This is a genomic window from Thermoplasma sp., from assembly GCF_008709555.1.
Lineage (GTDB): Archaea > Thermoplasmatota > Thermoplasmata > Thermoplasmatales > Thermoplasmataceae > Thermoplasma.
The window spans coordinates 41,792-65,890 of record NZ_VYIJ01000005.1; the positions used below are offsets into that span (position 1 = coordinate 41,792).

The 24,099-nt window shown below is 48.9% G+C and carries 24 protein-coding genes and 2 tRNA genes; 12 read left to right on the top strand and 14 right to left on the bottom strand.

The genetic code is table 11. The annotated features are described in order from the left end of the window. On the top strand, nucleotides 1-507 hold the full coding sequence (locus tag F6Q11_RS03170; RefSeq protein WP_297026260.1) for a DUF2250 domain-containing protein: 507 nt from the start codon (nucleotides 1-3) through the stop codon (nucleotides 505-507). Here the strand turns inward: F6Q11_RS03170 and F6Q11_RS03175 are convergent. The 6 genes from F6Q11_RS03175 to F6Q11_RS03200 all read right to left on the bottom strand — a co-directional run bounded on the left by F6Q11_RS03175 (nucleotide 504) and on the right by F6Q11_RS03200 (nucleotide 4,795). After that, nucleotides 504-1,544 (bottom strand): TRM11 family methyltransferase, encoded by a 1,041-nt coding sequence (locus F6Q11_RS03175; RefSeq protein WP_297026261.1) that lies wholly within the window; start codon nucleotides 1,542-1,544, stop codon nucleotides 504-506. The two genes, F6Q11_RS03170 and F6Q11_RS03175, sit on opposite strands and share 4 nt — an antisense overlap. Before the next feature lie 530 nt (nucleotides 1,545-2,074). After that, a tRNA-Ile gene (locus F6Q11_RS03180) sits at nucleotides 2,075-2,149 on the bottom strand. A 72-nt stretch (nucleotides 2,150-2,221) separates the two neighbouring features. Continuing rightward, entirely contained in the window at nucleotides 2,222-2,563 is a 342-nt protein-coding gene (locus F6Q11_RS03185) for a helix-turn-helix domain-containing protein (protein ID WP_297026262.1), read from the bottom strand. Then, nucleotides 2,523-3,185 (bottom strand): endonuclease III domain-containing protein, encoded by a 663-nt coding sequence (locus F6Q11_RS03190; protein ID WP_297026263.1) that lies wholly within the window; start codon nucleotides 3,183-3,185, stop codon nucleotides 2,523-2,525. Before F6Q11_RS03190 ends, F6Q11_RS03185 begins: the two co-directional genes overlap by 41 nt. Nucleotides 3,186-3,189: 4 nt before the next feature. Next, nucleotides 3,190-4,425: a translation initiation factor IF-2 subunit gamma gene (gene eif2g / locus F6Q11_RS03195; RefSeq protein WP_297026264.1), complete on the bottom strand. Its 1,236-nt coding sequence runs from the start codon at nucleotides 4,423-4,425 to the stop codon at nucleotides 3,190-3,192. Beyond that, on the bottom strand, nucleotides 4,409-4,795 hold the full coding sequence (locus F6Q11_RS03200) for a 30S ribosomal protein S6e (protein WP_297026265.1): 387 nt from the start codon (nucleotides 4,793-4,795) through the stop codon (nucleotides 4,409-4,411). Before F6Q11_RS03200 ends, eif2g begins: the two co-directional genes overlap by 17 nt. A gap of 139 nt (nucleotides 4,796-4,934) precedes the next feature. Here F6Q11_RS03200 and F6Q11_RS03205 point away from each other — a divergent pair, with 139 nt between their 5' ends. From F6Q11_RS03205 to F6Q11_RS03230, 6 genes are all read left to right on the top strand, one after another. After that, nucleotides 4,935-6,524, top strand: coding sequence for a bifunctional N(6)-L-threonylcarbamoyladenine synthase/serine/threonine protein kinase (locus tag F6Q11_RS03205; RefSeq protein ID WP_297026266.1), 1,590 nt, complete (start codon nucleotides 4,935-4,937; stop codon nucleotides 6,522-6,524). Further along, on the top strand, nucleotides 6,517-7,080 hold the full coding sequence (locus F6Q11_RS03210) for an XTP/dITP diphosphatase (protein ID WP_297026267.1): 564 nt from the start codon (nucleotides 6,517-6,519) through the stop codon (nucleotides 7,078-7,080). The genes F6Q11_RS03205 and F6Q11_RS03210 overlap by 8 nt, the downstream gene beginning before the upstream one ends. Before the next feature lie 189 nt (nucleotides 7,081-7,269). Then, a complete protein-coding gene (locus F6Q11_RS03215; protein ID WP_297026268.1) occupies nucleotides 7,270-8,556 on the top strand; it encodes an FAD-dependent oxidoreductase in 1,287 nt (428 codons plus the stop codon). Nucleotides 8,557-8,566: 10 nt separating this feature from the next. Then, the gene (locus tag F6Q11_RS03220; RefSeq protein ID WP_297026269.1) at nucleotides 8,567-8,839 is read left to right on the top strand and encodes a ferredoxin family protein; all 273 of its coding nucleotides are present in this window, start codon (nucleotides 8,567-8,569) and stop codon (nucleotides 8,837-8,839) included. A gap of 6 nt (nucleotides 8,840-8,845) precedes the next feature. Then, nucleotides 8,846-9,640 (top strand): electron transfer flavoprotein subunit beta/FixA family protein, encoded by a 795-nt coding sequence (locus F6Q11_RS03225; RefSeq protein ID WP_297026270.1) that lies wholly within the window; start codon nucleotides 8,846-8,848, stop codon nucleotides 9,638-9,640. Further along, on the top strand, nucleotides 9,640-10,692 hold the full coding sequence (locus F6Q11_RS03230; RefSeq protein WP_297026271.1) for an electron transfer flavoprotein subunit alpha/FixB family protein: 1,053 nt from the start codon (nucleotides 9,640-9,642) through the stop codon (nucleotides 10,690-10,692). Before F6Q11_RS03225 ends, F6Q11_RS03230 begins: the two co-directional genes overlap by 1 nt. Here the strand turns inward: F6Q11_RS03230 and F6Q11_RS03235 are convergent. Then, nucleotides 10,680-12,662: a threonine--tRNA ligase gene (locus F6Q11_RS03235; RefSeq protein ID WP_297026272.1), complete on the bottom strand. Its 1,983-nt coding sequence runs from the start codon at nucleotides 12,660-12,662 to the stop codon at nucleotides 10,680-10,682. The genes F6Q11_RS03230 and F6Q11_RS03235 overlap by 13 nt on opposite strands. 93 nt (nucleotides 12,663-12,755) lie before the next feature. Between F6Q11_RS03235 and F6Q11_RS03240 the strand changes: the two genes are divergently transcribed. After that, a complete protein-coding gene (locus tag F6Q11_RS03240) occupies nucleotides 12,756-13,397 on the top strand; it encodes a hypothetical protein (RefSeq protein ID WP_297026273.1) in 642 nt (213 codons plus the stop codon). On the opposite strand, the gene F6Q11_RS03245 is transcribed toward F6Q11_RS03240, so the two are convergent. Beyond that, nucleotides 13,398-13,470, bottom strand: a tRNA-Gly gene (locus F6Q11_RS03245). Nucleotides 13,471-13,751: 281 nt separating this feature from the next. Between F6Q11_RS03245 and F6Q11_RS03250 the strand changes: the two genes are divergently transcribed. Both F6Q11_RS03250 and F6Q11_RS03255 read left to right on the top strand, forming a co-directional pair. Then, complete coding sequence (locus F6Q11_RS03250; protein ID WP_367119324.1) at nucleotides 13,752-14,525, top strand: S-methyl-5'-thioadenosine phosphorylase; 774 nt, start codon at nucleotides 13,752-13,754, stop codon at nucleotides 14,523-14,525. Nucleotides 14,526-14,530: 5 nt separating this feature from the next. Beyond that, entirely contained in the window at nucleotides 14,531-15,754 is a 1,224-nt protein-coding gene (locus F6Q11_RS03255; RefSeq protein ID WP_297026275.1) for an MBL fold metallo-hydrolase, read from the top strand. 27 nt (nucleotides 15,755-15,781) lie between these two features. Here F6Q11_RS03255 and F6Q11_RS03260 read toward each other — a convergent pair whose 3' ends face one another. Beyond that, nucleotides 15,782-17,119 carry an MFS transporter gene (locus F6Q11_RS03260; RefSeq protein WP_297026276.1) on the bottom strand — a complete coding sequence of 446 codons (1,338 nt, stop codon included), beginning with the start codon at nucleotides 17,117-17,119 and terminating at the stop codon, nucleotides 15,782-15,784. 192 nt (nucleotides 17,120-17,311) lie between these two features. On the opposite strand from F6Q11_RS03260, the gene F6Q11_RS03265 reads away from it, so the two are divergent. Both F6Q11_RS03265 and F6Q11_RS03270 read left to right on the top strand, forming a co-directional pair. Next, the gene (locus F6Q11_RS03265) at nucleotides 17,312-18,256 is read left to right on the top strand and encodes a nucleotidyltransferase family protein (RefSeq protein ID WP_297026277.1); all 945 of its coding nucleotides are present in this window, start codon (nucleotides 17,312-17,314) and stop codon (nucleotides 18,254-18,256) included. 81 nt (nucleotides 18,257-18,337) lie between these two features. Beyond that, nucleotides 18,338-18,691, top strand: coding sequence for a DUF6015 family protein (locus F6Q11_RS03270; RefSeq protein ID WP_297026278.1), 354 nt, complete (start codon nucleotides 18,338-18,340; stop codon nucleotides 18,689-18,691). A 7-nt stretch (nucleotides 18,692-18,698) separates the two neighbouring features. On the opposite strand, the gene F6Q11_RS03275 is transcribed toward F6Q11_RS03270, so the two are convergent. The 5 genes from F6Q11_RS03275 to F6Q11_RS03295 are packed head-to-tail and all read right to left on the bottom strand — an operon-like array spanning nucleotide 18,699 to nucleotide 23,975. Then, entirely contained in the window at nucleotides 18,699-19,067 is a 369-nt protein-coding gene (locus F6Q11_RS03275; protein ID WP_297026279.1) for a hypothetical protein, read from the bottom strand. 2 nt (nucleotides 19,068-19,069) lie between these two features. Beyond that, complete coding sequence (locus tag F6Q11_RS03280) at nucleotides 19,070-19,894, bottom strand: isoaspartyl peptidase/L-asparaginase (protein ID WP_297026280.1); 825 nt, start codon at nucleotides 19,892-19,894, stop codon at nucleotides 19,070-19,072. Nucleotides 19,895-19,933: 39 nt separating this feature from the next. Next, nucleotides 19,934-21,076 carry a glycoside hydrolase family 57 protein gene (locus tag F6Q11_RS03285; RefSeq protein WP_297026281.1) on the bottom strand — a complete coding sequence of 381 codons (1,143 nt, stop codon included), beginning with the start codon at nucleotides 21,074-21,076 and terminating at the stop codon, nucleotides 19,934-19,936. After that, the gene (locus tag F6Q11_RS03290; RefSeq protein ID WP_297026282.1) at nucleotides 21,073-22,182 is read right to left on the bottom strand and encodes a glycosyltransferase family 4 protein; all 1,110 of its coding nucleotides are present in this window, start codon (nucleotides 22,180-22,182) and stop codon (nucleotides 21,073-21,075) included. Before F6Q11_RS03290 ends, F6Q11_RS03285 begins: the two co-directional genes overlap by 4 nt. After that, nucleotides 22,179-23,975 (bottom strand): amylo-alpha-1,6-glucosidase, encoded by a 1,797-nt coding sequence (locus F6Q11_RS03295; RefSeq protein WP_297026283.1) that lies wholly within the window; start codon nucleotides 23,973-23,975, stop codon nucleotides 22,179-22,181. Before F6Q11_RS03295 ends, F6Q11_RS03290 begins: the two co-directional genes overlap by 4 nt. Nucleotides 23,976-24,099: the final 124 nt, after the last annotated feature.

Genomic DNA, 24,099 nt, shown 5'->3' on the forward strand with positions numbered 1-24,099 from the left:
ATGAACGAATACGAGAAGGAGATAGAAGAGCTGATAAATGATTACGATCTTCTGCGTGTGCTGAAGCATTTCACAGTAGCGCATGTGGATTACGCCAAGAACATAACCAGATATACAGAGATACCGCAGATGAGGGTGCGTGAATACCTGAAACGGCTGAAGGATATGGGCCTCCTGGACTATTATACGAACACATCAATAAAGAGGACTGAGGCGAAGCTAAAGAAGAGCGCCGAGGTGCACAAGCATCATACGTATTTCCAGATAAACAAGAAGGCTGAGGCTGTGCTTAAGGAGATAACCCCAAAGCTCTACGCTCGTTATCTGAAACCGGAAGATCTGGCTATGCTTTGCAGTAGAAAGGAGAGAAAGGGTAATCCCGGTGCCTGCGATAAGATATTTCGCATGGGATTGATCGATAAATGCTACGACCTCACCGATCTGGGCAGGGAAGTGTTCGATACGGCCAGGAAGATGCAGATACTGCACTGCGACGATAGAAACTAGTTCTTCTGGAAAAGGAATATGTACTCATGTTTGAACACATAGAACCCTCCAGAAAGTGCGCGGTAACGCCAGAGCGCCTCTGAACCGGCCTTGGCCCTTGTGAATTCGAAGTTCTTCACTATGGTGCTCTTGAGCCTGAAGCCCATATCCATGACGGCCTGCATCGCGTAAAAGCCAAGCGGTATCCACTCTCCCCTTCTGTACTTGTCACCTATGACCATGGCCATGAACCTGCCATCCTCCAGATAATCCATAAAGTTCTTCACCACTCTGGATAGCATTTTTATGAAGTCCTCAACGCTCCTGGCATTGGAGAGGTCATCAGGATCGTCCGAGAATCTTATTATGTCATGGTATGGAGGATGAAGTATAACCATGCTGAACTCGTCGATGCCGTTCTCGTCCATTATACCCTTTATATCAACGGTCATCGAATTTCCAGTGTAAAGTCGCGTTATCCCTTCCCCCTGGATCCTTTCTATTATATCCTCAGATTTTCTTACCACATCGTGGTTTATCTCTACCCCAACAGCATTTCTTCCAAGCTTCTTCGCCTCTATGAGGGTCGTACCGCTGCCGCTGAATGGATCCAAGACCCATTCATCTCTTTTCGTATACCTGATCAGCATCTGCCTGGGTATCTGCGGTACGAAGTTTCCCCAGTACCATCCCAGTTTCGATCCGCTGTAATCCCTCTCCTTGAACAACCACAGACTGTCGGTTATCACATCATCATACTCTCTCCACCTTGAAAGATCTATTTCGCTGTAAGGAAGTTTTCTTGGCCTGAAAACCATCCTGTAGATCTCCTCGGCATAATGCGTAGCACGTTCAGTGGTCTTTGACTTCTCTATCTTACCGATGATCTGATAGAAAGCCTCTTCGTTCAAAGTAACGACATGCCCTTTAGCATCCTCTCCGTTTACGCAGGATAGAAGATAACCGGCAACATTGCGCACGGTCTCCATGTCCGGCGCCGATCTTATACCATCCACAGCTTTTTCAATGACACCGAGGGGTATTCGTACTTCGCCCATTGACAACATCAGCATGTTATGAGATTTAATTTTTCTGTGGATCAAATGCCGTTGGTATTTCGTTGTATTCGTTTGAATTTGGAGCCATCATTCATTATCGATCCGAGGAGAAAAGCAATAATGATCAATGCCATAGAAGCCATAATTAGCTTTCACGGTGTTATTATCCATACAATCACCTCTCTCCTATTCTTGATAGATATTCTGGTAGCGATCTCGATCTCGCTGCGTGCTTCTGAAAGGGAAAATAGAATTCAGGTGAAATTTAAGCCTGTCACTATGAAATCCCATGCAAAGTGTACCAAGCTCATTCTTCCGTATAGGCTCGGTCCTATTACAAGAAGGAATTGTCAACGTATATTGAGGGGGCATAAATATTGGATTTTCGTGAGTTAGATGCATTATTTTCCATGAAGATGTTTTTGACCATATCAGCGCATGAAATCTAATATTGACGATATTAAATTTAAGTTGAGGGGGCGATCATAGTCCATGCGCATACTCGCGCTATCCAGATAATCAAGAAGATATGGGGTTGACCGGATTCGAACCGGTGACCTCTCGGTTATCAGCCGAGTGCTATAGCCTGTCTAAGCTACAACCCCGCAGCTCCGTAATTTGTTCCACACATAATATTTTTTCCCTGTATGCTGTGGCATCACGCCACAGAGTACGATCTAAACAGCATTGGCTAGATACTCTATAAGTGGCAGCAACCTCCTCCGGATCTCGCGGCCCATTTCTGTCAGTTCGTATGTTACGATATCACCATCATGCCTCTCGATCAGACCTGCGCCGACCATCTCGTGTAGCCTTGCAGATAGCATGGTGCTGCTGATACCCGGTATCGCCTTCAGGAGGTCGTTGAAGTTCTTCCTTGTATTATCATTCCCCAATACAGAAAGTATGAAGATGGCATATTTCTTGCCCATTACATGGAGAACAGGCGTGGCAGGATCAATGCATATCTCGCCATCTTCAGTCCTTATCATGCAGGAAAGCGTTCTTTCCCCGTTCACGATCATAATATCTGCATTTGCTATTTAAAGGACACCCATCGCATTCAGGGATCTTTTTACAGTGATCCTTGGAGATCTGCACGATCATGGCGTGCAGGTTCTTCAGGCGGTCCACATCCTTTATCTCCGCTTCAACAGATTCCCTGATGCCCTTTCCAGGTATCCCATAGCACCTCTCCAGAAACCTGATTGTGTATTTATCCACGACGAAGACTGGAAAATCAAGCGCGTAAAGAAGAATGGAATCAAGAGTCTCCCGCCCGATCCCCTTCATGGATGAAAAGAAGGATTCTGCGACACCGGCGTCTCGTATATTCTCCAAACCGCCAAACCGGTCTATCACCGATCTGGACAGAGAGATCAGGCGTTCAGCCTTCTGGTTGTAGAACCCTGATGATCTTATGATCTCAGCAAGATCCTTCACATCACATCTGGATATTTCAGCCAGGCTGTTAAGATGTCTTTCCTTAAGGCTTTTCATTGCCTTTTCGACATTTTTCCAGGAGGTGTTCTGTGTAAGTATGGCACCAATGACCACCTCATCCTTTGAATCAGCGGGCCACCAGTGCAGGTCACCGTATATTCGGAAAAGGTCATCGTATACAGTGCTGTATATGCCCATTGCTTCATTCCAGAGACTGGATTATACCGTAGCCTATCAAACGCCATCTGTTCAAAACGCGTCTTCCTATGGCCACGCGCATGCCGTTGAAGGCGGCAACTGGATACTTAAGTGAAACATCTATCTCGCCGCCTTTCATGGAATTCACAACGCCAACGGTGCTCGCAGTTGCGACAGTGAACATGAGAGTTTCCTTTGGCTTTATGGGCTCAACGTTTAGCTCCTGGTCCGAACCGACCACCCTCTTCAGCAGGTGCGATTCCAGTCTCATAGAGAACGCAACCGGAGGTACCTTACCTACACGTCCGGCTATCCTGCCGGTGAACGCGTCTCCCTTGGTGAGAAATGGATCAAGCTTTGTACCAACGGCCGCAAGTCCACCTGGCCTTATCCTGTCATACGAGTATTTGCCGGCCATCAAACTTACTATTTCCGTTGTAACATTGTTCCATACGGTCTTGTTTCCCTTAGTGGTCTGAATGCCCGGGACAATCTCGATCTCATCGCCCACGGCAAACTCTCCCTGCGTCAGAGATCCACCTATGACGCCGCCTTTAAGTTCTCCAACTGGTGTTCCTGGTCTGTTTATATCGAACGATCTCGCTATATACATTATCGGATCGTCTTTCTCGTTAAACTCAGGTGAAGGTATGTATTTCTCTATGGCCTCGAAGAGCGCATCTATGTTTGTGCTGTGATAGGCGCTCACGGGTATTATGGGCGCGTTTTCAGCTATACTGCCCTTAACGAAGTTCTTTATCTCACGATAGCTCTCTATGGCCCTCTCCTTCGTAACTAGGTCGATCTTGTTCTGCACTATTATTATGTTCTTTATGCCCATTATCTCAAGCGCAGTCAGATGTTCCCTGGTCTGTGGCTGCGGGCAGTGCTCGTTTGCGGCTATGACGAGAAGCGCTCCATTCATGAGCGCTGAACCTGACAGCATGGTGGCCATGAGCGTCTCATGGCCCGGCGCATCGACTATGGATATTACCCTCTCAAGCTCGCAATTCTCGCCATTTTCCCGCGTATAATGCACGTTTCCAGATGGATCGTAGCACCTGTATATGGGCGTGTCTGCATAGCCAAGCTTTATGGAGATGCCTCTCTTTATCTCTTCCGAATGGGTATCGGTCTTCGTGCCCGTAAGAGCCAGCGTCAGCGTGCTCTTTCCGTGGTCAACGTGGCCTACCATCCCTATGTTGACGGAAGGCTGGGGCATCTTAAGCTTGCTGATCATCTTTCTTCTCCTCTAGGGGCGTTGGCCCGTACTGAACGATCTTCAGGTTTATCTGTGATATGTCCGATCCTATTATTGATCCTCTAACCGTTATCCGTTTCCTTATGCCGTTCTTGCCCCTGTATCCCTTCCTGTATGAGACCAGGATCTGCTTCTTGCCCTGCGTCTGCAGATCGGATCTCATCGGAAAACCGTCTATGGAACTGCCACCAGTGACCACAAGCTTGTAGCCCACGAGGTCGAAGAATACGCCATCTATTTCGTCACCAATTTTTCTTCCTACAAGCGATCCCATGCGCTCTGCCGGTATCTCCCTCTTGTAAGTCTTCCCGGTCTTGGGATCAGCTATGATTGCCAATGAATTAGCCATGATTCACCTGTCGGTTAATATCAATGCCCTTTAAAAATGTGATGATTCTGCACACCTTAATGAAGTACGGGCTGTAATTCGCTTTCTCAATGCATCATATGACGGGTAGAATTTAAATCTGAAGCTTTGATGACCTTGTGTGATAGTTCTCGGGCTAGAGGGTACAGCTCATACCATCAGCTGCGGCATAATAGATGAGGATAGAATCCTGAGCATGGAGTCCTCTATGTACAGGCCGAAAACTGGCGGTATAAGGCCTCTGGATGCCGCTGTGCACCATTCAGATGTTGTGGATTCCGTAATATGGCGCGCACTGGAGAAGGCGAAATTATCAATCCGCGATATTGATCTCATTGCCTTTTCAATGGGGCCTGGCCTTGCACCCTCGCTTAGAGTAACTGCTACAGCCGCAAGGACCCTGTCAGCTCTGACAGGGAAACCTATACTCGGTGTCAATCATCCTCTCGGGCATATAGAGATAGGCAGGCGTGTGACGGGTGCTGTGGATCCGGTCATGCTATACGTTTCAGGCGGGAATACCCAGGTCATAGCACATGTTAACGGCAGATACAGGGTTCTCGGAGAGACGCTCGATATAGGTATTGGCAACATGATAGACAAATTCGCCAGGGAGGCAGGAATACCTTTTCCAGGTGGGCCCGAGGTCGAGAAGATGGCGCAGAAGGGTACCAGGCTACTGGATCTTCCATACTCCGTAAAGGGCATGGACACGGCCTTTTCTGGAATCCTAACGGCGGCTATGCAATATCTTAAGGCTGGAAATGCCATCGAAGACATAAGCTACAGCCTACAGGAGACGGCCTTCTCAATGATCGTTGAGGTGCTGGAGAGGGCGCTTTACGTTTCAGGAAAGGATGAGATACTCATGGCCGGCGGAGTTGCCCTGAACAGGAGGCTTCGCGAAATGGTCACCGAGATGGCTGATGAGGTAGGCGTCAGGGCGTACCTTACGGATAAAGAATATTGCATGGACAATGGCATAATGATAGCGCAGGCAGCTCTGCTGATGTACAGATCCGGATTCAGGATGCATATCGAGGAAACCGCCGTCAATCCAAGATTCAGGATAGACGAGGTTGACGTACCATGGATCGCCGATAGCGTTAGGAAGGACTATGGAAAAGCTGGTGCGGAATCCCGCATAGAAGAAGTGGACTTCCATGGGCGTCCAGCCATTAGAAAGGTGCGGATTCCAAAGAACTACAGGAATCAGCATCTGGACAGCAAGATAAGGTACGATAGGATGCGGAACGAGTTCACCATGCTGAGAAAGATAAAGGATGCAGGCATCAAGGCTCCGATAGTTTACGATTTCGACCCATTTTCTTTTTCGATCACCATGCAGAGGATACCTGGAAGAATGATGTCGGCTGAACTATCCGAAGGAAAAACCGAGTATATGCATGATCTGGGTGCTGCAGTTGCAAAGCTGCATTCCACTGGGCTAGCTCATGGCGATCTTACCGTTAACAACATCATGGTGAATGAGGGCATCTATCTAATCGATCCAAGCATGGGAAAGGTGTCTGCAGAGATTGAGGACATGGCGGTTGATATATACGCGCTGGAAGATTCGGTGAAAGGCCTTGGTCTTGATCCTAGTATTGTGCTTAAACCGATGATCTCTGCGTATATATCAGACTTCAAGAATGCAGGCGATGTTCTGGAAACCGTCGGCGCAATAAGGAGGAGGCACAGGTATGTTTAAGTTTGTGACAAGCAACCAGCATAAGTTTGAGGAGGTCAGCAGACTGGCCTCTTCATACGGTATTGATATAGAATGGGTGCGCATGAAATACGAGGAGATACAGGACGAGAGCACGGAGAGGATATCGTACGACAGCTGCAAAAAGCTTGCTGGGGTAGTTGAAGCGCCATACTTCGTTGATGATTCCGGTCTGTTCATAAATGCCCTGAAAGGTTTCCCCGGCCCGTTCTCCAGCTACGTATCTTCCACCATAGGCAATGAGGGATTACTGAAGATAATGGAGGGCGTAGAAGACAGGTCTGCCTACTTCCTGACGGTCGTTTCTCTCAACGAGGGGCATAGCATTATGCAGTTCACGGGTAAGGTCATGGGCAGGATAGCCACATCAATAAGGGGTTCCAATGGATTCGGTTACGATCCTGTGTTCATACCTGATGGATCGAATATGACGTTTGCTGAGATGGATCTTGAAACTAAGAATGCCATATCACATCGCAGCATAGCATTCCGTGGGCTCTTTGAATATATAAAGATGAATCATAGTGTTAAGAAATAGTACATATAAAATTATAATTATTACAATCTCCGTATCATTCCTGCTCTTTACGATCATATATTTATAATCTCCTATCTGTCCAGGTGAAATATCAAATGTTCATGTCGAAAAACGTCAATGATAATCCTAAATCTTTTATAATATAGAAAAAAACAAAAAACATATAAATAAATTCGCTATCTTCGAACAATGAGTGAATTTGATGTCATAGTTATCGGCGCTGGTCCCGCTGGATCCTCTGCCGCAATAAAACTTGCGCAGGGTGGTATGAACGTGCTTCTGGTGGAGAGGGGAGATCCTCCAGGAACAAAGAACGTTTCTGGTGCGGTTCTCTGGGGCGATGAGCTCTCGAAGGTCGTGCCAGACTGGGAGAGGAGTGCGCCCATTGAACGTTACGTAACCAGAAAGGAGGTCGCATTTCTCACGGAGAAGTCCAAGATAGCCATAAGCTACAGTTCACAGGATCTGATGGAAAGGAAGTCAGGCAAGATCATAGTAAGAGGAAAATTCGATCAGTGGCTGGCAAGAAAGGCCAAGGACGCGGGTGCTATGCTCGTGACCGGAATAACCATAGATAAACTGGTCATCGACGGTGGTAAGGTCATTGGCGTGATGCAGGATGGAGATGTCATCACATCTGACGCAGTCATAGTGGCTGAAGGGGCGAATCCAAGGGTTCTCATCAATTCCGGGCTCAGGCCAAAGCTCTCAGATCATGATGTTGCTCTTGGAATCAAGGAGACTATCAAGCTTCCGGAAAACGTGATAAACGAAAGGTTCAACGTGGATTCCAAGGGCGGATACGCATCTGAGTTCGTTCTTGGCTTCCTGGATGATGGCATTCTTTCCGGCGGATTCCTTTATACAAATAGGGATACGGTATCGCTTGGAATAGTGGCTTCTCTTGACAGGCTGAGGGCAAACGGCATGACCCATTCATATGATATAATGGGGAAGTTCGAGGAACATCCGTTCATAAAGAACCTGATAAAGGACGGGATACCAGACGAATACGCGGCCCACCTGGTACCTGAAGGAGGTCTTGCAAGCATGCCAAAGCTGTACGGCAATGGATATCTCGTGACCGGAGATGCGGCCATGTTCACGTTCAGCAACGGCATGGTTCTGCAGGGCATAAACTATGCGATAACATCTGGGATACTGGCTGCCGAAACGATACTTGAGAATAAGGGCAAGATAAGCGAGGAGACCCTGTCAAACTACGTGAACAAGCTCCGCAACAGCTACGTTCTGAGCGATCTGTACACGTTCAACGGCATCCAGAACGTGACATGGAGCGATTTCACCCAGAAGACCATGCCTAAGATACTCGACAGCGTAATGATGTCGATGTTCGATGAACGTGGCATGCCGAAGAAGCATCTCATGCAGGTGCTGTCCGCTGCGGTCAAGTCCAACGGAATGAAGTATACGGAGCTGATATCAAGCGGCTACCGCATGATGAGGAAGATGTGAGGTGTTATATATGAAGATTGAGGAAAAACTTTCCCTGCTGAACTACAAGACGGATCGATCCTACGCGCACATAACGATCGATCCCGATATATGTGCGACCTGCCCGGATCACTTCTGTGTTTTTGCCTGCCCGGCAAACTGCTACACGCTCATAAACGGCAAGCTGAATTTCAAATATGAGGACTGCGTTGAATGCGGTACATGCGATATAGCCTGTTCGCATGGCAGCGTTAAATGGACGCTTCCAAAGGGCGATAATGGAGTCATATACAAGTACGGGTGATGGCATATGCTAAACATAGTTGTGATGATAAAGCAGGTTCCTGACAGCAGCGAGGTTGAGATCGATCCTGTAAAGATGACGCTCAATAGGACAAAGGCGAGAAACGTTGTCAATGCGGCAGATCTCAATGCGCTGGAATACGCATTGAGGATAAAGGACAAGGTGGGAGCCAACATAACGGTGATATCCATGGGTCCGCCTATGGCTGATGCAGCCATAATTGAATGCATGGCCCGCGGAGCGGATCGTGGCATCCTCATCACCGATAGGGCATTTGCTGGTGCGGATACATATCCTACCGGCCTTACTCTGGCCGCAACGATAGCGAAACTGGGGAACGTCGATATCGTGTTTGGAGGGGATGAGACGACCGATTCCAGCACAGGCCATGTAGGACCTGGTGTGGCCGAATTCCTCGGCATTGACCAGATAACGTACGCCAAGGAGGTTGATTATGAGGATGGCTACGTCATAGCGACCAGGGATCTCGAGGATGGAGACGAGATCGTTAAGGTCCACACGCCGGTGCTTGTGACAGTCCTGCTGAACTCAAATGTGCCAAGGCACCAGAGTCTCAGGAAGAAGATCGACGCGATAAGGAAAGGCGTCGAATCTTGGGGCATAAACGAGCTCGGTCTCAAGCCAGAATGGGTCGGCCTTCGCGGTTCGCCGACGATCGTCAGATCTATGAAGGCCATCAAGGAGCCTGAACACCTTCACAAGACGATCACATTGGACAAGATCGATGAGGTCGTTGCAGACCTTGTTTCGAAGAACATAATCAAGGTAGGTGGTAAGTGATGGTTGGCCTGATAAATGCGATTCCGGTAGCGAACAAGGACGAATACAAGAATGTCGGCGTATACATAGAGCACAGGGGCGATGATATAAAGAGGTCGTCCATAGAGATGATAGGCATAGGCAAACAGTTAGCCCGCAAGATCAATGAGAAGCTGATCTGCGTTGTCATAGGAGACAAGGTGGATGGTATAGCAAAGGAGGTGGGCGAGTACGGCTGCGATATAGTGCTCGCAGCAGAATCACCCGATCTGGCCGAATACAGGACCATGCCCTATGCACAGATAATCGGAGATTACATTGCAGAATACAAGCCAAACATATTCCTCCTTGCCGCGACCAGGAACGGAAGGGATCTCGCATCGAGGATAGCGGTTAAGGAGAGGACGGGTATAACGGCTGACTGTACGGTGCTAGATGTGGACGAGAACAGGACGCTTCTTGCCAACAGGCCTACCTACGGTGAGAGCACGCTGGCAGAGATACTGTGCAGGAACCACAGGCCGCAGATGGCAACGGCCAGGCCGGGCACATTCACTCCGGCTGAGAAGGAGAAGGATCATAAGTACGAGATAGTCAAGAAAAAGGTCAACGTGGACAAGAGCCTGCTGGGCAAGCAGATACTGAAATTTATCCCGAAGAAGGCCACAGATCTCACAGCGGCGAAGATCGTCGTGGCTGGCGGGCTTGGCCTTGGGGGCCCAGACGGATTCAAGCTTCTGCAGGAACTTGCCGATCTAATTGGTGGGGCTGTTGGATCGTCGAGGCCGCCTGTGGATCTTGGCTGGATAACCAGGGATCACCAGGTTGGCCAGACAGGTCAGGCTGTCAGGCCGGATCTTTACGTTGCGGTTGGCATATCTGGAAAGCCGCAGCACATAGCAGGAATGAAGTTCTCAAAGGTGATCGTCAGCATAAACAAGGATCCGAACGCAGAGATAAACAAGATATCGGATTACATCATAACGGAAGACTACAGAAAAGCCGTACCAGCGCTCATAGACGCAATAAAGAATTTCGGAAAGCAGAAGGTGGCCGAGGCTCAGAAGGCCTGATCCACCCTCCTCTCCGCTATTTCATTTTCAACAATTTTTATGAATTCCTGAAGGCCGTAGGTCTTTGATTTTCCATCTCTGTTCCTTGCGGTAACGCTGTCGGTCTCCTTCTCCTTTGATCCTACCACCACTATGTATGATGGCCTGTATGGATGTATGAGTTTGATCTTCTTGCTCACGGTCTCCTGCGAGGTGTCAAGTTCGCTCCTTATTCCATGCTTAAGCAGCTCCTCATGCACATGCCTGGCGTAATCGTCGAAGGTGCTGCTTATTGGCACGACGTAGGCCTGTATCGGCGTGAGCCAGGTTGGAAGCCTCCCAGCGTAGTGTTCAAGGAGTATGGCCATGACCCTTTCATAACTCCCGTATATGGCCCTGTGCACCATGACCACGCGATCCTCCTTCCCCTCGCTGTTGGTGTACGTGAGCCCGAAGTTCACCGGCATAAAGAAGTCAAGCTGTATGGTAGACAGCTGCCACATCCTGCCGATCGCATCCTTAACGTGCACGTCGATCTTCGGCCCGTAGAAGGCAGCCTCTCCTGGATACTCCTTGTATTCTATGCCCATGGATCTCAATGCATCCCTGAGCTGTTCGGTGGCATTGTCCCAGACGGACAGGTCCGGTGCTAGATCGTGTGAGTGGCATACTGGGCACTCTATGTCGGTACCGCGGGCACCCTCTATCCTGTATCCGCAGTTCCTGCACACGTAGCTGACAAGGTAGTTCTCAGGATGGCCCCTGTCGATCACGCTGAGATCGAACGACATTTCTATCTTTCCGAACAGCGTGCCGAAGACCTCTTTCACCATGGTGAGCAGCCTCCTGATCTCATCGCCTATCTGGTCCATGCGCAGGAAAGCATGGCCATCATCCTGGGTGAATGCCCTGGGCCTGGTCAGGCCACCGACCTCGCCCGACTTTTCATACCTGTAGACCGTCCCTGGCTCTGAATATCTCACGGGCAGATCCCTGTAGCTGTATTTCCTCCTTGAAAATATGGCTATGTGGCCCGGGCAGTTCATGGGCTTTATTCCGTAGCTGTCTCCGTCCGGAAGCGTGAACAGGTACATGTTCGGTTTGTACTTGGCGTAATGCCCGCTCTGCTTCCATATGGTATCTCTGAACACGTGCGGGGTCCAGACGTCGAACCACCCGTTCTTCCTGTTCATGCTGTCCATGTAGGCTAGAAGTTCCTTCCTTATGATCTGGCCGTACTGTGTGTAGAGCGGGAAACCGGGAGCCCAGTCTGAATTGAAGACGGCAAGATCCATCTCAGCCAGTATCCTCCTGTGATCCCTCCTCTTGGCCTCCTCCAGGTTGTTCAGGTATTCCTTGAGAAGCTTCTCGTCGGGGAATGCGGTTCCATATATGCGGACGAGGGTCTTGCTTTCATCGTGCTTGTACACGGCGCTTGCGATGTTCAGGAGCTTGAAGGCCCTTATGTATCCGGTGCTTGGCACATGCGGGCCAAGGCATAGGTCAACAAAGTTACCCTGCCTGTATACCGAGCTGGCGTCAGATACGTTGTCCTCTATTATCCTGATCTTGTATGGATTCCTGGAGAATATCCTGATCAATTCCTCCTTAGGGTACACTATCCGCTCTATCGGCACATCCTCCTTCTGTATCCTGTGCATCTCCTCCTCTATCCTTGCTAGATCTTCCTCGCCGATCGGTTTCATGTCGAAATCGTAGTAGAATCCATTCTCGACAACGGGACCGGTGTTGGGCAGGGCATCTGGATACAGGTCAGTCACGGCGTTCGCAAGGAGATGGGCTGCGGAATGCCTCAATATGTAGAGGCCGTCATCGGAATATACGCTGACGGTAATGGCATCAACATCACGATCCGCGATATCCCTGAGGTCATGCAGCGTGCCATCCACCTTCACTGCAACAATATTTTTGTCCTTTATGACGTCCAGGTAGCGCTGGCCCTTTCTGACATGAACGGTTGAATCTGGCATAATTGGGTAAGAGATATATGTATAAAAAGATCGATTTCATGGATCTGAACGCAAATTGGCAATGTTTATACGTCTTGTTCCAATTAATACATAATGTCATCTTACATAATAAAGAATGGAACGATCCTTCAGGACGATCAAGAGGTAGGGCGCATAGCCATCAACAGGAATGGCATGAGAACAGCAGAAGTCCAAATATCTGGTGTTTCTGATGTGAGGATCGTTCGCGCTGGATCGGGAAGGTTCGAGATATACGAACATGGAAATCTCGTCGGGTACGAGAGGCGCGGCCTGATACTGGATTACTATTCAAACACGTTCAAAGTCGACCCCAGGGAGCTCAATGGCTTTGTGTCCGGCATAGCAAACAGCATCAGCGTATACAACAATGGCATCACTGTTGGAACGATAACAAGATCGGACGGTTCTCTAAGGATCGATGCAAACAGCGACGATACGGTCATGATCATCTACGGGGCATTCCTCCAAGCCTATACCAGGCCAATACCGGTGGCAGCAGGTCGCAGAGGCATACAGGGAAGGTACCTTCTTGCATCTCTGGCGCTACTGATAGGGGGCCTGGGCATCTTCGATTACATGTCCGTATACAGCAAGTATCCATATTACTACGGCCTGGTGATATTTCTGGTCCTGGTTGCAGCGTCAGTGTACATACGTGTTCTTGGCAGGAAGGCTTATTTGAGGAGTCAGAACAGGGAATCTGAACAGCAGTGATGCAGGTGTCGGGATTTGGACCCGAGTCGAAAGCTTGGAAGGCTCTCGTGCTACCAGGCTACACCACACCTGCAGAAAAGCAAAGAGGATATTGAAAAAAGCTAAAAAACTTTTCCCTGGCTTTCATCCAGACGAATTAAGCATTTTTTGGCGTTGATGAATTAAACAGCATAAGGAGATGCGTCCACCGATACACGGTCGTATGGTTCAGAATTGGGAATGCGCCAGCGTACGGCTGCATTAATTTTGCCGGAGGAACTTGCCGTAGAGAGATCGGACGTGCTCTTTGAATGTTTTTAGCTTTTGGAGGATAGTTAACTTTTTGTTTACTTCTAAATTGAAGTGACGGTAAACATGGCTTACATAGGAATCATTGGAGGCAGCGGACTGTACGATCTCATGCCGGAATCAACAAAAAAGGAGGTAGAGACACCCTTCGGAAAACCATCCGACGCCATAGAGATTGGCGAAGTCAACGGCGTGGAGGTAGCCTTTCTGCCCAGGCATGGTAAGAAGCACACAATACCACCGCATAGGGTGAATTATCGGGCCAACATATGGGCCCTGCACGATCTTGGAGTTGAGCGGATAATAGGCCTCAACGCAGTTGGATCCCTTAGGGAGGATTATAAGCCTGGAGAGATCGTCATTCCGGATCAATACATCGATTTTACAAAGAGGAGGGAGCTCACATTCTATGATGGACCCCAGGTATACCATATTTCTGAGGCCGATCCATTCTGCCCAGAGATGAACTCCATCCTTTATGATACCGCCAGAAATCTTAAAATCCCAGTTCACAATTCAGGTACATATATAACGATTGAGGGTCCAAGATTCTCAACGAGAGCAGAATCAAAGATGTTCAGGCAGTTTGCTGATATAATAGGAATGACGCTTGTACCAGAGGTAAGTCTGGCAGGCGAGCTTGCGTTGTGTTATTCGGTAATCGCTTCCATAACGGATTACGATGTGTGGTCCACCAAGCCGGTGGATGCACGGGAAGTGATGAATATAATGAAACAGAATGATCACAAGGTTAGGGACATCCTGTTCAATGCACTTCCGCTCATAAAGAAAGAGAGGAAGTGTTCATGCTCTCTTCGTTTGGATAACGCTAAAATGTGATGGAAATGAAATTGAAATTTTTGGGTGGTGCAGAAGAAGTTGGAAGGCTAGGAGTGAAGATAACGGACAGGGACACGAACGTGATAGTGGACTACGGAGTGATACCGGAGAAGCCACCTCAGTACCCGCTGCCCCCTGAACCGGTGGATGCGATGTTCATAACACACTCGCACCTGGACCATATAGGGGCAATACCTGTCTACTACCACAAGGGAGAGCCAGACCTGTATGCCACGCAGATGACTCTTAACACCATGAAACCGCTGCTGCGAGACGCGCTCAAGGTCACGAACCTCGAGGGATATCCGGCGATGTTCAACGAGGACGATATAAACAGTGCCCTGGCAAACATGCGTCCTGCGAGATACTTCGAGTCAATCGAGGTTGGAAATTTGGTTGCAACGCCCTATCCTGCGGGCCACATACCTGGATCGACCATGTGGAAGTTCGAGGACGGCATGTCTGTGACGGTGACGGGCGATGTCAACACCATAGACACTTACCTGATAAACGGTGCAAAGCCAATAAAGACAGACGTACTGGTGATCGAGAGCACGTATGCGGGTAAGAACCACGAGAGCAGGGAAGACGTAAGGAAGAGGTTCAGGGACAGCGTGAAGGAGGTCATAGACAGTGGCGGAAAGGTCATCATGCCCGCGTTCGCCGTCGGAAGGACACAGGAGCTCATAATGACCATAGCAGACATGGGCTACGATGTGGCAGTGGATGGCATGGGCAACGATATAAGCACGATTTACCTTAACACACCGGGTTTCCTGAGATCCAAGAAGGAGTTCCTGAGGGCACTCAGCAAGGTCAGGATCATAAAGGGCAGGAATATGCGCGAGAATGCAATAAGGAGCGACATAATAATATCGACATCCGGAATGCTCGATGGCGGCCCTGTACTGGGCTACATTCAGAAGCTTCTTGATGACGAGAAGAGCGCCATATTCGTGACAGGATATCAGGTTGAGGGTACAAATGGAAGGAGTCTGCTTGAGAGCGGTACGCTGACCATAGCAGGCGTCACCGTGAAGCCAAAGATGCGCGTGGAATTCTTCGATATGTCTGCGCACGCCGGACACGATGAACTTGTGAGCTTCATAAAGGCCATAGACCCCAAGAAGATCGTGCTCTGCCATGGAGACCACAGGGAGAACCTTCTTCCTGATCTGGAGGGTTACGACGTGCTTCTACCGTACAATGGAAAGGAGTACGAAATTTAAAAATAATTGAATTTTTTTAATTATTTTTCAGGCCTTCGCGTTCCAGATCTTTTCTAATGGTTTTTTCTTCGTTTCAGGTGCGAACAGAACTGTTATCACGAAGGCCACGAACATCAGTGCTGCGAAGAGGAACATAGAGTGGAATATGGGATATAACGGGAACAGAACCACGCCCATTATTGCTCCGACTCTCGAAACCGAGGTGGCTATGCCCTGAATCGTCGATCTGTAATTCGTCGGATAGAGCTCGGTAGGGTAGAAGAGCGTTGCAGCACCGACCCACTGTTCGAAAAGAACGAATGAGAAGAAGAACGAGACAAGTGGGACTATCGATATTATCTTCACGAGTGATCCCAGGAGAAGCAGCGCGAACATCACGAAGACGCCCATGAGTGTCAGCACACGCCTTCCCACGCGATCCGCCAGAATCATTGCAACAGCGTATCCAACCAAGGCTCCAACGGCAACTATCATCCCGCTTTCCGCTATGACACGTAGGCCGGCTGTGTTAAGGGCTGAGGCTGACAGTCCTATCTCCCTGATCATCGTTGGATAGTAGAAGCCTATTCCGTAGGATGCAACATCGAACAGGAACCACACAGATAGGACGAAGACAGTCTTTGGAAGGAAGCCTGATGCAAACAGGTCCCTGAATCTTACGGATTTCTCTTCCCTGCCTTCCATCAGGCCCTCGCTGAGATCTGGCTCCTTTCCAGTGATATCCTCTATGACCCTGCTCGCCTCATCCGCTTTCCCGTGGCTCACGAGCCACCTGGGCGATTCGGGTATCTGCATCCTCAGGAAGATTATGGGTATGGCGGCTATGCCTCCGATGATGAAGGTGTATCTCCAGAAGTAGTCTGTGAATGCAAAAGCATAGTTCATGACCCCTGAGAATAACGATCCTAGCCAGTACATGCCCACCATGGCATATAGCAGCGCACCACGTCTCCTTACAGGTGCGAACTCCGATACCATCGTGGAGCTTATGGGGTAATCGCCGCCTATGCCGACACCAAGCATGAACCTGCTGATGAACATCATCCAAAAGTTTGTCGCCAGGCCCGCTGTGATCGCGAAAACCACAAACAGTATCAGATCGATGCCGAATATCTTCTTCCTGCCTATACGGTCGGAGAGCCTTCCAAGCAGAGGAGCACCCACGATCATGCCAGCAAAGGCCGATACGTTCACGAGTATGTATTCAAGCTTTGTGAATCCAAGCTGGGCTGGCATAAGCAGGATGGCTATCGTTATCACGGACAGATCGTAGCCATCCAGGAACATCCCCATGGATGCTAGCACCTCCATCTTTCTGTGGAACGGCCTCATCTTCATATTATCCATATCGTCAAAGAATCCCATGACCTATACCTCCTTATCCGCGGGTCCCGCAGCGCTATCAGCGCCTTCAGGTATGAATAATTTCTGTTCTACATATGAAGATGTGCTTTTCATATATATAGATTTTCACAGGTCGAAACGGTGAATGCCGATCCTCTGCGAAGATATTCCAGTAAAGCAATAAAAAATATAATGGATATGCGATAGCCTGTTATGATAGGAGCTATACTGGCCGGTGGATACGGGAAGAGGCTCAAGCCCATTACGGATTCTATACCGAAGGCCCTGGTTGAGATAAAGGACAACTACACCATAATGGACCGACAGCTCTTCGATTTCAGCGTCATGGGCATAGAGTCAGTTTATATCCTCTCCGGATACTTGGGAAACAAGATAGAGGAGCGTTATGGCAACCGGTACAGAGACATGAACATCTACTATCTCAGAGAGGAAAAGCCCCTCGGTACACTCTATTCCCTCAGGAACCTCATAGACGAGGTGAAGGATGACGACATTGTCCTGAGGAACGGGGACACGGTCACGGACGTCAATTTCCTCAATTTTCTGAGGAAGGCGCAGGACCAGAAATACTACATAACCATGTACGTGACGAGGATGAAGAGCCCATTCGGTATAGTCGAGACGTTCGGGGACCAGATAGTGCAGTTCAGGGAGAAACCGGATCTGGACCATTACATTAACGCCGGTCTGTATTACATAAAGTCTGATGCCTTTCCCTACTTCTTCGAGAAATACATAGACCGCGATCTCGAAACCACGGTGTTTCCAAGAATGGCCAGGGAGGGCCTCATCGGATCTTACACCGAGGAGGCCATGTGGATAGGCATCGACAGCGAGAAGGATCTCGAGAGGATAAGGAGCGACTACAGAAACAGGGATGATTATCCCTGGGGATATTCGAAGGTGCTCTATGACGATGAACGATCCAGGCTGATCGAATACTCCATAAAGGCCGGATCGGATACTGAGATTGACTGCGGCGATGGGTGCATAATGCGTGTGCAGTCCGGTCTTGGAACATTTGGCGATTCTACTGATGGAAAATTCAGGAATGGCGACGTCAGGAGCATGTCTGGAAAAATCCGGATAAGTGCCTTCGAAAACACGAAGCTGGAATTAATCATATCGAAAAAATAAATATAATATATATCTGATGCGAAAAGCCATGCTGATACATAGCAAAATTTAAAAATGATCTTAACATAAGCATCCGGTCCTATGGAAATCGTAACTAGAGAGAAGCTTCTGCAGGCCCTTGATAATATCTATGGGAAGAAGGGAATGTCTAGGCCTGATGTGGAAGATCTTTCGGATTTTGTTCTTTCATTCTTCGGTTACGATGACTACGTGCTTGACAACGTGCTATCGCCTGCTGAGAGGGACGTTTTTTACAATCTGGAAGAGTATGGTATCCTGGAGACCTACAGGGAGGAGATCTCTATTCTTCATGGCAAGGTCTGGAGGGTCAACCAGTGGCGTTACAGGAAGGACAAGATAGAGGAGCTTGCATCAGCCCGCACAGAACGCAAGAGCGAGACGAACATCTACGATGAGATCTTCAGGGAGATGTAGAAAAAATTTACAACTTTTTTCTAAAGATCAAAAGGGGAAATAGGGCGAACAGCGGGAGTAATATTGAACCGTATTTCGGCGCATCGCTCATAAGGTGCAGAACCGGATGTTTTGCGGGATCGTATTTGTCAACGTGTATCTCGTATCTGTCGATGTACTCAACCGCATGAACGCTCCTGCTGTCCCATGGCATTGTGAAACGCCAGTCGGCGATCTGCCCCTTTGGCTCGCCGATGGATCTCCTGAAAACGCCGCTTTCCGATATCCTTGGAACGTGTCCGTAGACCGGATCATTTTTGTATATGGTAATGCCGCCCTCATTGAGGGCCTTGAGCGCTATGCCGTTCCAGAATTCTGATTCGGTGTACCCCATCATGATCAGAACTCCTTGAGTCCAACGGCCATTGGCTTATTGGCGTAGTATGCATATTCTTTTTCGTCCACGGCGATTATGCCAACTGGAACGGTGAATCTGTCGACTTCCTCCTTGATGATATCGTGCAGCCTTCCATCCCCAATCCTGCTGTATATACGGAAAGATAGGACATTCTTCGCTATCTCCTCGCCCACACCTGTTGCCACAACGGCACCATTCTCCCCAACGTATATTCCCGCGCCCGGTATTGGTGAATCGCCGACTCTGCCGCGAAGCATAGGGAACGATCCACCGGTGGAAACTGCACCGGCAAATTCACCCTCCACGCGTGCAACGGCGCCCACAGTATCATGCGTCTGAACATACTTGAAATATATCTTGAACTTGTCCGGTATCTCGTTCTTCTCGGCATCTTCCTCGAATTTTTTCAGGAGATTTCTGGCCTTATCTGTCATCGGATCATAGTCCGGATAACCCATGAGCCTTGCGAACTTGATCGCTCCGTCTCCGGTCATCATTATGTGCGGGGACTTCGCCATCACATCCCTCGCGACAAGTACTGGGTTCTTGACCCTCTCTATGTTTATGACAGAACCGAAATGACCGGGTATCATCACGGCAGCATCCATCTGTATGCTTCCATCGATCCTCGGCACGGATCCCGTACCAGCGTTGAAGTCCGGGTCATCCTCCATCTTGATCACTGCACGAACTGCATTGTCCAGCGCGCTCATCTCTTCAGAGGCCATGCTGGCATAGCCATTGAGCCTGCCATTGAAGGATGGATCGGATCCTACGCCACCGTGGATCAGAAGAACGTTCCTCATACCTCCTTATCCCTTTTCGTTTATTAAATTTCATCACTTTCAGGGCATGATATTTTTTCCGTAATCCTTTCCGCACAGATTGTCTAGTGCCGCATTCGTGTAGATGAACGCGAGGTACGGCGACCTGTATGGGTTGAAGTACTCATGCACCGTGAAATCCTCCTCGTTTCCGATCGACATGTAATATATTATATCAGAGGTCTGCAGATAGCCCCAGAGATCTCCAAGCTTATCCCTGCATTCCTTTATCCTTTCAAACGTGTTCACCTGCATCAGGTTCCCCATCCATGCGCTGAGATCCCTGTTCTTATCGGCCCATGATGTTGTCTTTCTTATGCTCAGGAAATCTCTCACGCGATGCCTTTTTTCCACCTCCCTTACGAGTATTGTATGCACATCGCTCTGTTCAAAGTACACAGGCAGATACCTTAGGAACTCGAATATGCCGGTCTCTGGCCTCTGGTGCTCACCGAACGTCTCGTAATCCATGAAGAGATTCACGACCTCTCCGCTTGACTGGGAAACCCAACCGGCAAATTTGTCCGCTGTGAGCGGGTAATCCTTCCATTCCCTGTTAGAGAACCTGAATGATATATCATCGCTGAGAGGATAGTTTCTGAGGTATAGGTTTATTCCGGATGGCGCTGCGTAGCGATAATTCACGTCATGCTGTGATGCAATATAGTCCGTACCCTCGGCGAGTATGTTCCTGAAGCCCATGCTTTTAGCAACCTCGGCTATATGGTCATTGTAGATCAGCTCTGTGTTCCTGAAGGATACGGGATCGTAATTGAATATCATCTTTATGGCGTCGGTCTGCATCCTGACCTGGCGCGTGAATTCCTCGTCGCTCCATATGGATGCCAGTGAATGGTAGTATGTCTCGGACAGCAGTTCGCACTGTCCGCTCTTCACGTAGTCGTCGATAACATCTATGACCTTCGGGCAATACCTGGATGCCTGTTCCAGAAATGTTCCTGACAGCGAGAAGGATGACCTTATGCCATAATCCATGAGGTGCTGTGTTGCAGGAATGTAGTTGTTTGCTGCAATCCTTCGGAATATTTCCTCATTCTTCTCCTCCCAGAACACGTCTTTATTGCCGTTCTTCAGATCAGCGAGGTTCACCGGCCTGATCCTGAACGGCTGGTGCAGTTCAAAATAGAATACCACATCCTTCATAGGGAATCATACACCTCCATAGTGCTCATGGCCGATCTGCGCCATGTGAACCTCATTGCCTCCATCTTTCCGTAATCGGACAGGGTCTTCATGAGGCCCCTGTGGTTAAGTATCGAGATGGTGTAGAGAGCCATCCTGTCGCTGTCCCAAAAGTCAGCTGACAGAACGTGGTTCAGTGCCTCGCCAACTCCTGTGGTCTTGCTGAGTATGACCGGCGTACCGGATATCATGGCCTCGAGAACGGTCATTCCAAATGGCTCGGAAACGGCTGGTATTATGAAGACAGAGGCCCTTTTGTAGTAGGCTATCGCCCTTCTGAACGATACGAAACCAGGAAAATCCATGTGGTTGAGAAACCCATTTTCCAGTGCATAGCGCTTCATCTCTGGCAGGAGCTCGCCTGTGCCTGCAACGGTGAATTTGACCTTACTGTCAAGTTCTAGCACCTTCTTTGCGACCTCCATGAAGAACTTCGGCCCCTTCTGGCTGGTCACCCTGCCAAAGTAGAGAACGTCTCGGTCTCTGATCTGTTCAGGATAGCTTATGTATGGGTACGGATCCACGCCATTGTAAACCGTCCTTATCTTCCTGTCATCTGCGTGGTAATTATCCACTATCATCCTCCTCGTCAGGTTCGATACGCAGATGATCCTGTCGGCCCTCTCGGCACCTTCACGTTCTATGGACATTATCCTCTCCTGTGGATTGAAGAAGGCGCACCTGTCGTATTCCGTGCTGTGGAATGTTACCACAAGGGGTATACCGTACTTCTCCTTTAGCCTTATACCTGCCGGAAACGTTATCCAGTCATGGCAGTGAACTATATCGACACCATTGGGATCGAACTGTTCGACAACCCTGTCGTTGTAGTCCATCACGCTATCATAGAAGTCTTCTATAACTGCGTATCCAGATACAAACCTGGATCTTGACAGCCGCACCTTCCTGACGTGGAAGGGATAGGGCGGAAACTCGTAGCCAAGATCCGGAACGTAGATCGTGACGTCGTGCATATGGCCTATTATGGAGAAAAGATTGATAGTGTGTATTCCCAGGCCACCAGAGAAGGCCGGTGGGAGTTCCCAGCCTATGACGGATATCTTCAAGCCGTCCCACCTCCCAGATCCTCGAAGTACGATCTTATGACCTCACCATGGCTCCATGCCTGCATTATGCACCCTCTTGGAGTGCCGTCTCCAGTTCCATCGAATATCTCCGGTATCCTCTCCATCGAAAACAGGGGTGCGAATTTCTCCAGCAGTAGATGCCTGTCGTAGCCGGTTCTCACAGCTGCAGTTATGAAAGGCCCCACAAGCCAAGGCCAGACAGTGCCATTATGATAGGCCATATCACGTTCTGGCTGTGGCCCGGCGTAATGTGGAATGTAGTCCGGATCGTCCGGAGACAGGGTTCTCAGTCCATAAGGCGTCGCGAGCTTGCTCCAGGCCAGGTCAACGAATTTCCGGTCATTAATAAGAGGATACGGCAGCGAATAGGCGATGAGAAAGTTCGGTCTGAACCTGGCATCATCCGGATCGGCAACGTCAAGTATCAGATCGTTCCTAACGAACTTCTTTGAGAAGTTCGCCCTGACATGATGTGCCAGATCGGAGAATTTTCTGGTGCCCTCGCCCCTGAGATCTGCTGCCACATGCGAATAGAAGGAAAGCGCGTTGTACCAGAGAGCATTTATCTCCACAGGTATGCCGGTTCTGGGAGTGACCGGCCTGCCGGAGACCAGGGCATCCATCCATGTCATTGGGGCTCCCAGCACCCTCACAAAACCATCATCAAGACTGAACATGCTGTTGCCCTTAATGTATGCGTCCAGAACGGATTTCACATGAGGTAGCATCTCCTTCACGAAGGTCTCATCGTGGGAATATTCAAGGTACTTCTGTATGGCGTATATGAACCATAACGATGTATCCGCAGAGAAATGAAGGGATTCGACATCCAGCGTGTTCGGTACAATACCATTCTGCATCCCTTCTGCGTAGTGCATTAATATCCTCTTTGCATCATCAAATCTGCCAGATATGAGAAGGATGCCCGGCATTGAGATGAATGTATCCCTGCCCCATGGGCCAAACCAGTGAAAGCCGGCGATCATATCGTCATGCATGACAAACGACATGGAATTATAACGAAGATCTGCCATACCCCCTTTCACCGATCTGAAAGACCGGTATTTTTTCACCGCACTATCGAAATCCATGGTTTTTCCATCCGCTGTAATTGATATATCCAGCACTGTGCCAGGCCTATCGATAACGATGACACCAGGATTGTAAAGATCCTCCTCACTGTTTGTGCCCCTTTCCTCTTCCCTGGGATACCTGAAATTATAGTACCAGTATCCTTTCTCAAAGAAAATACCGGGTGACGCTATGTCCAGAAACGAGGTTCCATCTGATATCCTGATTCGGCCCTGGTCATGGGATATGGAGAAATTACGCGATCCGGATCTTATCACGCCATGGAAGCTTCTGAAGGAGACAAGCGGGTGAAGATACAACGAATCTGGTGACGTCTTGGAAAACTTGTACCTGATCAGGACCGTATCAGAATCCTGATCCATGACGATCTTCTTTTCCAGCTCGTGTCCGTTGTCGAAGTTGAATTTCCATTCTGGAATGGGTATATCGCTGTATCCCTCTATGAACTTGAATCCGTCCGGAAATACAGCATCTCTGTAGTAATTCGTGTCCATGCTGAACACATCTTCTCCATACCTGATCTCTTCGAAGATCTTGGATAACAGTACTGTAGATCCAGTCTTTGAAGGATCCCTCCTGACCAGCAGTCCATGGTATGTCCTCGTGTTGGCGAAGGAAAAGGTTGATGAGGCGTACGATCCATTGGAGTTGCTGATGATCCATTCGGAATCAAGATCCATTAATTACAAAATGATACAATGCTATTAAAGGTATCCAAATGCACTTCGCCTGGATTTCCAATCCGACGGAAATAACGATGGAGCTACGGAGGTGCGGGAACAATGGCTAGCAATAAAGGCGTGG